Origin of the sequence: Mesorhizobium sp. M1182 (genome assembly GCF_040318335.1) — a bacterium.
Classification (GTDB): Bacteria; Pseudomonadota; Alphaproteobacteria; order Rhizobiales; family Rhizobiaceae; genus Mesorhizobium.
Window position 1 is genome coordinate 205,996 of sequence record NZ_JAMYMD010000009.1, and the last position, 8,072, is coordinate 214,067.

The 8,072-nt window shown below is 62.4% G+C and carries 11 protein-coding genes; 7 read left to right on the forward strand and 4 right to left on the reverse strand.

What is annotated here, in order from left to right; translation table 11 throughout:
- Positions 1-68: 68 nt before the first annotated feature.
- A complete protein-coding gene (locus NKH33_RS14195) occupies positions 69-242 on the reverse strand; it encodes a hypothetical protein (RefSeq protein ID WP_352920097.1) in 174 nt (57 codons plus the stop codon).
- A 358-nt stretch (positions 243-600) separates the two neighbouring features.
- Here NKH33_RS14195 and cyoA point away from each other — a divergent pair, with 358 nt between their 5' ends.
- Genes cyoA through cyoD form a run of 4 tightly spaced genes read left to right on the forward strand, consistent with a single transcriptional unit; the run spans position 601 to position 4,605 of the window.
- Positions 601-1,524 carry a ubiquinol oxidase subunit II gene (cyoA, locus tag NKH33_RS14200; RefSeq protein ID WP_352920100.1) on the forward strand — a complete coding sequence of 308 codons (924 nt, stop codon included), beginning with the start codon at positions 601-603 and terminating at the stop codon, positions 1,522-1,524.
- A 2-nt stretch (positions 1,525-1,526) separates the two neighbouring features.
- Complete coding sequence (gene cyoB / locus NKH33_RS14205; RefSeq protein WP_352920103.1) at positions 1,527-3,533, forward strand: cytochrome o ubiquinol oxidase subunit I; 2,007 nt, start codon at positions 1,527-1,529, stop codon at positions 3,531-3,533.
- Positions 3,530-4,180: a cytochrome o ubiquinol oxidase subunit III gene (gene cyoC, locus NKH33_RS14210; RefSeq protein ID WP_352449535.1), complete on the forward strand. Its 651-nt coding sequence runs from the start codon at positions 3,530-3,532 to the stop codon at positions 4,178-4,180. Before cyoB ends, cyoC begins: the two co-directional genes overlap by 4 nt.
- Positions 4,177-4,605 carry a cytochrome o ubiquinol oxidase subunit IV gene (gene cyoD, locus NKH33_RS14215; protein WP_352769325.1) on the forward strand — a complete coding sequence of 143 codons (429 nt, stop codon included), beginning with the start codon at positions 4,177-4,179 and terminating at the stop codon, positions 4,603-4,605. The genes cyoC and cyoD overlap by 4 nt, the downstream gene beginning before the upstream one ends.
- 78 nt (positions 4,606-4,683) lie before the next feature.
- Here the strand turns inward: cyoD and NKH33_RS14220 are convergent, their stop codons facing one another.
- Both NKH33_RS14220 and NKH33_RS14225 read right to left on the reverse strand, forming a co-directional pair.
- Positions 4,684-4,881, reverse strand: coding sequence for a hypothetical protein (locus NKH33_RS14220; protein ID WP_352615135.1), 198 nt, complete (start codon positions 4,879-4,881; stop codon positions 4,684-4,686).
- A 46-nt stretch (positions 4,882-4,927) separates the two neighbouring features.
- On the reverse strand, positions 4,928-5,395 hold the full coding sequence (locus NKH33_RS14225; protein WP_352836149.1) for a YbhB/YbcL family Raf kinase inhibitor-like protein: 468 nt from the start codon (positions 5,393-5,395) through the stop codon (positions 4,928-4,930).
- A 167-nt stretch (positions 5,396-5,562) separates the two neighbouring features.
- Here NKH33_RS14225 and NKH33_RS14230 point away from each other — a divergent pair, with 167 nt between their 5' ends.
- The 3 genes from NKH33_RS14230 (at position 5,563) to NKH33_RS14240 (ending at position 7,460) form a co-directional block, all read left to right on the forward strand.
- A complete protein-coding gene (locus tag NKH33_RS14230) occupies positions 5,563-6,756 on the forward strand; it encodes a DUF3182 family protein (protein ID WP_352920106.1) in 1,194 nt (397 codons plus the stop codon).
- A 99-nt stretch (positions 6,757-6,855) separates the two neighbouring features.
- Positions 6,856-7,227, forward strand: coding sequence for a SpoIIAA family protein (locus NKH33_RS14235; protein ID WP_352920109.1), 372 nt, complete (start codon positions 6,856-6,858; stop codon positions 7,225-7,227).
- 17 nt (positions 7,228-7,244) lie between these two features.
- Positions 7,245-7,460, forward strand: a complete 216-nt coding sequence (locus tag NKH33_RS14240; protein WP_352473044.1) for a hypothetical protein — start codon at positions 7,245-7,247, stop codon at positions 7,458-7,460.
- A gap of 39 nt (positions 7,461-7,499) precedes the next feature.
- Here NKH33_RS14240 and NKH33_RS14245 read toward each other — a convergent pair whose 3' ends face one another.
- A complete protein-coding gene (locus NKH33_RS14245) occupies positions 7,500-7,823 on the reverse strand; it encodes a hypothetical protein (RefSeq protein WP_352539878.1) in 324 nt (107 codons plus the stop codon).
- Positions 7,824-8,072: the final 249 nt, after the last annotated feature.

Genomic DNA, 8,072 nt, shown 5'->3' on the forward strand with positions numbered 1-8,072 from the left:
CTCCCAGAGGCGGCCATGCGCCGGCCCAGCCGATTAGTAGCAACTATTTTCACCTAGACAAGTAGTTTTTACATACGCAAAGCCAGTCCTCGCTTCCGCTTGGCGAGAAAGCCGCCCAACCATCCCTGGTGCGCATCGCGTTGCCGCCGGCCTGCAACCAAAGGCTGCGACGGATCTGGCTTTTTGGGAACTTTCGCGACGAACATTCGTTCGGTTGGCGCAACCATCTTGAGCAGCATCATTGGAATCAGCAGCCACGTCGCAGGGAGCGGACTAAATGGACCAACCGTGGGCGGGGCCATGAACCGGTTTACCGCCTTGGCATTCGCCACGTTTCTGGCGATAACTTCGATCTGGGCACTGTTTCTGATTTCTTAGGATTTGGCTCTGGTTGCTTGGGATTTGCCGCTGGTTTTTAGGATTTGGAGGGTTCTCGACAGGTTGACCGCTTAACGATGACGTCCGCCGCGTGTGGTTCTGCCAGCCGGAGCCCCGTGCGTGAAGAAACTGTCGCCAGGAGCACACCGGCGCGCACATTCGGGGGTTGGCAGCCACGCTGCCTGCAACGTTCCATCGGTTTTCAGGAAACGGCGAGATGTCATGTTGCTGAGGGCGATCGTTCGAAATTGTGCCGCCATCCGTGTTGGCCGCGTCGGCGCGACGATGCTTGTTGCCGCGCTGCTTGACGGCTGCCAGGGCGGCGTGCTCGATCCGCAAGGGCCGGTGGGGGCGGCGCAGCGGACGATCCTGCTCAATTCGGTCGCTATCATGCTGGCCATCGTCATCCCGACGATCGTGGCGACGCTCGGCTTTGCCTGGTGGTTCCGGGAAACCAACACAAGAGCGCGGTACCTGCCGGAATGGGCCTATTCCGGACGCATCGAACTGGTAGTCTGGTCGATCCCCATCCTCGTCATCCTGTTTCTGAGCGGCATCATCTGGATCGGATCGCATGACCTCGACCCAATGAAGCCGTTGGATTCCCAGCAAAGGCCGTTTGAGGTGCAGGTCGTCTCGCTCGACTGGAAATGGCTGTTCATCTACCCCGAGCAGAATGTCGCGAGCATCAACCAGCTTGTGGTGCCGGCGGGCAGGCCGGTGCATTTCTCGCTCACCTCGGCAAGCGTCATGAATGCGTTCTTCGTGCCTCAGCTCGGCGGCATGATCTACACGATGAACGGCATGACGACGCAGCTTCACCTGCAGGCGGATCAGCCGGGCGACTTCTATGGGCGGTCGGCCCATTTCAGCGGTGACGGTTTTCCAGGCATGCAATTCGTGCTGCATGCCGTCGCGGCCGATGCCTTCGAGGCGTTCGTCAATTCGGCGCGAAGCCAGGGACAGGCACTCGACAAGGCCAGCTACCAGGAACTGGCCAGACAGAGCATCGACGTGCCGCCTTCGACCTATCGCTCGGTCGAGCCGGACCTTTTCCACGAAATCGCGACGCAGGGCGTTCCACCCGCGCCCGGCCCCCAGGCCGGTCGCCCCGGGCCGAGCGTATCGCCCAAGGCAGGAGGCTGACAATGCTCGGAAAATTGAGCTGGGACGTCATCCCGTTCGATCAGCCTCTGCCGATGATCGCCTCGGCGGTCGTCGCCCTGGCAGTCCTCGGCGTGCTGGCCTGGGTCTTCCTGGCCGGCCATTTCCCCTATCTCTGGCGCGAATGGATCACCAGCGTCGATCACAAGCGGATTGGCGTCATGTACACGCTGCTGGCGCTGCTGATGCTGCTGCGCGGCTTCAGCGACGCCGTCATGATGCGGTCGCAGCAGGCCCTCGCCTTCCAGGCGCCCGGCTATCTGCCGCCCGACCACTTCAACCAGGTCTTTTCCGCCCACGGCACCATCATGATCTTTTTCGGGGCGATGCCGTTCGTCATCGGCCTGATGAACCTGGTCGTGCCGCTGCAGCTCGGCGTCCGAGACGTTGCCTTTCCGACGCTCAACTCGGTGAGTTTCTGGCTCACCGCCACCGGTGCGCTGCTGGTCAACATCTCGCTGGTGATCGGTGAATTCGCGCGTACCGGATGGCTGCCCTATCCGCCGCTCAGCGAGACCGCCTATTCGCCGGGCGTTGGCGTCGACTATTATCTGTGGGCCGTGCAGATAGCGGGCGTCGGAACGCTGCTCACCGGGATCAATTTCGTCACCACGATCCTGAAGATGCGGTCGCCCGGCATGAGTTACCTCAGGATGTCGATGTTCTGCTGGACCTCACTCGCCGCCAGCCTGCTCATCGTCGCCGCCTTCCCGATCCTCACCGCCACGCTCGCGATGCTGACGCTCGACCGCTATTTCGGCTTTCATTTCTTCACCAATGAAGCTGGCGGCAACATGCTGATGTTCGTGAACCTGATCTGGGCCTGGGGCCATCCCGAGGTCTACATCCTCGTCCTGCCGGCGTTCGGCATCTTCTCGGAGGTCATCTCCACCTTCTCCAGCAAGCCGCTGTTCGGCTACCGCTCGATGGTGGCCGCGACGCTCTTCATCTGCATCGTCTCCTTCATGGTGTGGCTGCACCACTTCTTCACGATGGGCGCCGGCGCCGACGTCAACGCCGCGTTCGGCATCGCCACCAGCATCATCGCTGTCGGTACCGGCGTGAAGATCTATAACTGGATGTTCACCATGTATGGCGGCCGCATCCGCTTCGCGACGCCAATGCTGTGGTCGCTGGGCTTTATGGTGACATTCGTCATCGGCGGCATGACGGGTGTGTTGCTGGCGGTGCCACCGGCCGATTTCCTGCTCCACAACAGCCTGTTCCTGGTGGCGCATTTCCACAACGTCATCATCGGCGGCGTGCTGTTCGGCGCCTTCGCGGGATATACCTACTGGTTTCCCAAGGCATTCGGCTTCCGGCTGCACGAGGGCTGGGGCAAGCTGGCCTTCTGGCTGACGCTGATCGGGTTCTACGCCACCTTCGTACCGCTCTACGCTGTCGGCCTGCTCGGCATGACCCGCCGCATGCAGCATTTCGACGTGCCGGCATGGCATCCGTGGGTGCTGGTTGCCGGCGTCGGCATGTTGATCACCACCGCCGGCGTGGTCGCGCAGATCGTACAGCTCGTCGTCAGCATCCGGCAGCGCGCGGCGCTTCGCGACGCCACCGGAGATCCCTGGGACGGCCGCTCGCTGGAATGGGCCACGCCCTCGCCGCCGCCGGTCTTCAACTTCGCCGCGCTTCCGCATGTCGAGGGCGAAGAGCCCTACTGGAGCATCAAGCAGCGGGCACGCGAGCAAAACCGGCTGCGCGACGAGCCTGACTACGAGCCGATCGAGATGCCGCGCAACAGTCCCACCGGGTTCATCTGCGCCTTCTTTGCGACCGTGATGGGCTTTGCTCTCATCTGGCACATCTGGTGGATGGTGGCGCTCGGCGCGCTCGGTGCTTTGGCCACCTTCGTCGTATTCGCGTGGCGCGACATCCCCGAATACGTCATTCCTGCCGCCGAAGTCGCCCGGATCGACCGCGCCAACCGAAGTGCGCGCCGCGAGGCGCTGGCCACTTACACGGGGCCAAGGCCATGACCGCGATCGACGTTCGAGAGCGTGACCCCTACCGCCTCCATGGCGGGCACGGCCATGCACCCGGCCACGGCGACGGCGGCCCGGCACCGATCCGGATCGTCGTGGGCTACGGCTTCTGGATCTTCCTTCTGAGCGACATCGTGATGTTCTCGGCCTTCTTCGCGGCCTATGCGGTGCTGGCGGGCAAGACGGCGGGCGGACCAAGCGGAGCCGAGCTGTTCGACCTGCGCAACGTCGCGATCGAGACGGCCGCTTTGCTGTTGTCGAGCTTCACCTGCGGTCTCGCCAGCCTCGCCGTGACAGCGCGGCGAAGCTCCTGGTTCTATGTCGCGATGGCTGTCACCTTCGTGCTCGGCGCCAGCTTCATCCTGCTCGAGTTGCGCGAGTTCGCGCATATGGTTGCCAGCGGTGCCGGACCGACGCGCAGCGCTTTCCTGTCGGCGTTCTTCACGCTGGTTGGATGCCATGGCCTTCACGTGACGGCGGGGCTGCTGTGGCTGCTCACGATGATGGCGCAGATCTTCGCCAAGGGATTCCGCGACGATATTCTTCGGCGTTTCATGTGCTTCAGCCTGTTCTGGCACGCCCTCGACATCATCTGGGTCGCCCTGTTCACGGTGGTCTATCTCCTGGGGGCAAGTCGATGAGCAATGCGGACGATCGCCACGCGCAACGGCGCGACACCGATGGCCTGGAGCGCTACGACATCGATACGGCGCCGGGTGACGAATACCTCGGCGACACCGAGGTCGGATCCGGGCTACGCGGCTATGTGATCGGCCTCGGGCTGGCAACGCTGCTGACCATCGCCTCGTTCTGGTTGCCCGGAACCAACCTGATATGGGCACCCGGCATTCCGGTGGCGCTGGTCGTGCTGGCGATCGCCCAGATGGGCGTCCATCTCGTCTTCTTCCTGCACATCACGACGGGACCGGACAACACCAACAACGCCCTGGCGCTTGCCTTCGGCGTGCTGATCGTAGTTCTGGTGATCGGCGGCTCGATCTGGATCATGGCCAATCTCGACCACAATTTGATGCCGATGAATGCGACCATGAACATGAACCGCTAGCGATGTGAGGCGCAGCGCAGTGCCTCCAGCCCGGCCTTGCCCGCCGCTTCAGACGCATTGCCGGATGACGGACCGGTATCAGCTGCGCTGGCTGGAGTTTTGGTTTTTGCGATCCTGCGGCGATATCGCGCCTTTCGAGGCCTTTGAGCCGCCGCCCCACTCCTGGGCTTTCCGTGCCTGATCGCCTGCTTCCTTCGGTGCCTCGGCCTTGTCGCTGCCGCTGGCTTTCTTGCCGGATATGGGTTGGTCGACAGGGTTTGATTTGTTGTCCATCATGCTTCTCCGTTTGTGCCGAACCAGGCGACGGGGTGGCGTGGCGTCCTCAAGCCCGTTCGAACGTGCCGACGAGCTCGGCCTCTCCCACGACGTGCGGCTCGGCCTGTTTCAGCACGTCGTCGACGGCAGCCTTCTCGCCGAGATGAAGCGTCTCGGCGTCGAGTGCAAGAAGCCGGAAATGGTAATGGTGGAGCCCATGCCCAGGCGGCGGCTGGGGGCCGTCATAATGAGGATTGCCGAAATCGTTGACGCCGTGTCCGAGGCTCTCGGTCTTGGCGCCGGCGGTCGTGCCTTCGGGAAGAAAGTTGCGCTGTGCGTCGATGTTGTAGACCGCCCAATGACGGAACGTGCCTGAAGGGGCGTCGGGGTCCTCGACGGCCAGGACGAAGCTTTTGGTTCCTTGCGGGGCGTCCGTCCACTCCAATGGTGGCGAGACGTTGCCGCCGTCGCGGGAATAGCGCGGCGGTATTTTGTCGCCATCGGCAAAGGCAGAGCTTTTGAGCGTGAAAGCCATGGTCTCCATCTCCCTGTCTGACGTTCCCTCATAAAACAGCTACGAGCCGCCGAGTTCTGGTCGCCGCCCCGGTCAAACCTCAGTCAAACCGGATTGCCGGCCGTTGGCCGGAACATTCGCCGAGGAAGCGGGTTTTTCGGTTCGGACGCATCGCCGCGGAAACGGCAATGGGCTCGGCAATGGACGAAGGGCGCGACATGACCGGGCTAAGCGGTAAGCAACCAAGCGGGGCGAAAGGTGTTGTGGTCGCATTCTCCGTGCCGGGCGGCGAGACAATCTATACCCACGAGCGGGAAACCGTCGCTGCCGTTGCGCGCACGATTGCGGCGTTGAAGGGCTTTGCCTTCCGCGAGGGCCTGAGTGACGGCGGCGGTGACGGTCGCCGACTGTATTTCGTGCCGGACGACAGCCTGCTTGCCGTCGATGCGCTCCAACTGGGCATAAACGGGCCGGAGGACCTCTTCGGCGGTGTGGTGCCCTGGCGCCTCGCAACCACCAAGGCCATAACCCACGAGCTGGTGGACGGGTCGGCGGCACGGCCAAAAGAATGGCCAGCCGGCTTCGGCAGAGCCGTCGGCGCTGCCGTACTGCCCGGCTATACCGCATTTTCACGCGATGACGCGCTGCGCGCAGCGGAACGTCTGCTGCAGCTAGGGCTGGTCCGGTTCAAGCCACCGCGCGCTTCGCGGGGCCGCGACCAGCACACCGCCGCGACCGTTGCCGACATCGAAAGGCTGCTGGAACGATATCCATCCTCCGACCTGAGGGAATACGGCCTTGTTCTCGAAACGGAGCTTCGCGACATCGTCACGCTGAGCATTGGCAGAACGGCGATCGACGGAACATCGGTCGCCTATTACGGCGTGCAGCGAATGACGGCCGACAATGCCGGACAGCCCGTTTACGGCGGATCCGATCTGGTCGTCGTGCGCGGCGGATGGGAGGCGCTGGACGGGCTGCAGCTTTCTCCGGCGCTAAGTTTGGCTGTGGCGCAGGCGAGGATCTACGACGCCGCGATGGATGGCTATCCCGGATTCTTTGCCTCACGGCGCAACTACGACATCGGCCAAGGTGTCGATTCCTCGGGCATCTGGCGATCGGGAGTGCTGGAAGCCAGCTGGCGGATCGGCGGCAGCAGCAGCGCCGAGCTTGCGGCGATGGACGCCATGAAGCGCGACCCCGACGTGCAGATCGTGCATGTCTCCGCCGTCAAGCAGTTTGGCAGCACTGCCCACCTGCCGCTGAACGCAGCGATCCATTTCCACGGGGAGGACCCCGAGGAGGGTCAAATCACGCGTTATACCGTCGTCACCCAGGCGATCCGAGCGCCGGTCGGGGAGGCCGGCCGATCGTCGTTCTAACCATGTCAGGTTGAAGCCAAGCACGCCTCCGGCAGGGAACATCCGCCAATGGCCCGAGTTTGTTTCGGGCAGGCAGCAAGTCAGAGACCGGAGGAAAAAATGATCGAGATGATTTCCGCTCCCCAGAATGTCGCCGCCTTTCGTGTCACCGGCACCGTGACGGCGGACGACTACGACAGAGTCATCCCGGCAATCGAAGCGAAACTGAGCGACCATAAGGACATCGGCGTCCTGACCGATCTTGCCGATTTCGAGGACATGACGGCTGGCGCCTTGCGGCGCGACCTGCAGTATGGGCTGAGCAAACTTGGCGAGGTCCACCGCTTCAAACGTGCCGCCGTGATTTCCAACAAGCAGTGGATCAAGGCAGCCACGGAAATGACGGACGCGCTGTTTCCGCAAATCGAGGCGCGGGTGTTCCCGGAGGACGAAAAAGCCCAGGCCCTGAAATGGGTGGCAGGCGTACAATAGCGGTGTTGGGGAGTGCCATGCCGTTCGACAAACGACAGGATCCGGAAGGCCTCTGGGAGGTCTATGACAGCGAGAGCGACGAAGCCGTCGTGGTCGGCGGGTTGCCGCTTTCCGGTCTCGACGAAAGCGAAGCCGATGAAGCGATTGAAAAGCTCAATCGGGGCGATCTGACGTCGGACAACATCCCCGAGACGGTTCGGTCAGGGTGGCCTCCGACCAAGGACGGTTTGTGATGACAGCCTGACGGACGTCACCGAGGACCGGTCGCGGATCTACGACGAGGCCTTGACCCCAAGCTTGCGGGCTTTGTCCTCAAATTCGTCGCGAATATCCTCGATCGTCGGCAGATGCAGGCGCCGCAGCTGGGCGTGCAACTTTTTGGCGGCATCTGAGCTCAGGTCGCGCTTGAAATTGGTCGCGACCTCCTCGGCCGAGCCGTAATGGCGATAGCGCTCGATCTCGGTCTTCGTGGCTTGCTGGACGTGCTCGAGCGTCTTGCGTTCGGCATCGGATTTTCCGTCTGGTTTGGCCCGCATGACCGGATTGAACGCTTTGCTGATAACGAATTCGACCAGTTCCTGCTGGGCGTGAGCCATGATTGTTCTCCCTCGAAGAAGGGCTGTCCGAGCCTAGAACGGTTCATCGGGGGAAACGCTGAACCGATCACTCTTGTTTTGACGCAATTCCGAACGGAAAACCGTTTCACACTTTTCCTGGAATTGCTCTAACGCAATTCCGAACGGAAAACCGTTTCACACTTTTCCTGGAATTGCTTGTCTTATGACTTTCGCTGCCGAATGGGTCAGAAAGGAACGCTGAGAGAGGGTAGCCGCCCTCCCTCAGCG

Coding starts and splice junctions, on each gene's coding strand:
- NKH33_RS14230 (WP_352920106.1), top strand. CDS start 5,563: ATGGGCTCGGCAATGGACGAAGGGCGCGACATGACCGGGCTAAGCGGT.
- NKH33_RS14235 (WP_352920109.1), top strand. CDS start 6,856: ATGATCGAGATGATTTCCGCTCCCCAGAATGTCGCCGCCTTTCGTGTC.
- cyoB (WP_352920103.1), top strand. CDS start 1,527: ATGCTCGGAAAATTGAGCTGGGACGTCATCCCGTTCGATCAGCCTCTG.
- NKH33_RS14225 (WP_352836149.1), bottom strand. CDS start 5,395: ATGGCTTTCACGCTCAAAAGCTCTGCCTTTGCCGATGGCGACAAAATA.
- NKH33_RS14245 (WP_352539878.1), bottom strand. CDS start 7,823: ATGGCTCACGCCCAGCAGGAACTGGTCGAATTCGTTATCAGCAAAGCG.
- NKH33_RS14220 (WP_352615135.1), bottom strand. CDS start 4,881: ATGATGGACAACAAATCAAACCCTGTCGACCAACCCATATCCGGCAAG.
- NKH33_RS14240 (WP_352473044.1), top strand. CDS start 7,245: ATGCCGTTCGACAAACGACAGGATCCGGAAGGCCTCTGGGAGGTCTAT.
- NKH33_RS14195 (WP_352920097.1), bottom strand. CDS start 242: ATGATGCTGCTCAAGATGGTTGCGCCAACCGAACGAATGTTCGTCGCG.
- cyoD (WP_352769325.1), top strand. CDS start 4,177: ATGAGCAATGCGGACGATCGCCACGCGCAACGGCGCGACACCGATGGC.
- cyoC (WP_352449535.1), top strand. CDS start 3,530: ATGACCGCGATCGACGTTCGAGAGCGTGACCCCTACCGCCTCCATGGC.
- cyoA (WP_352920100.1), top strand. CDS start 601: ATGTTGCTGAGGGCGATCGTTCGAAATTGTGCCGCCATCCGTGTTGGC.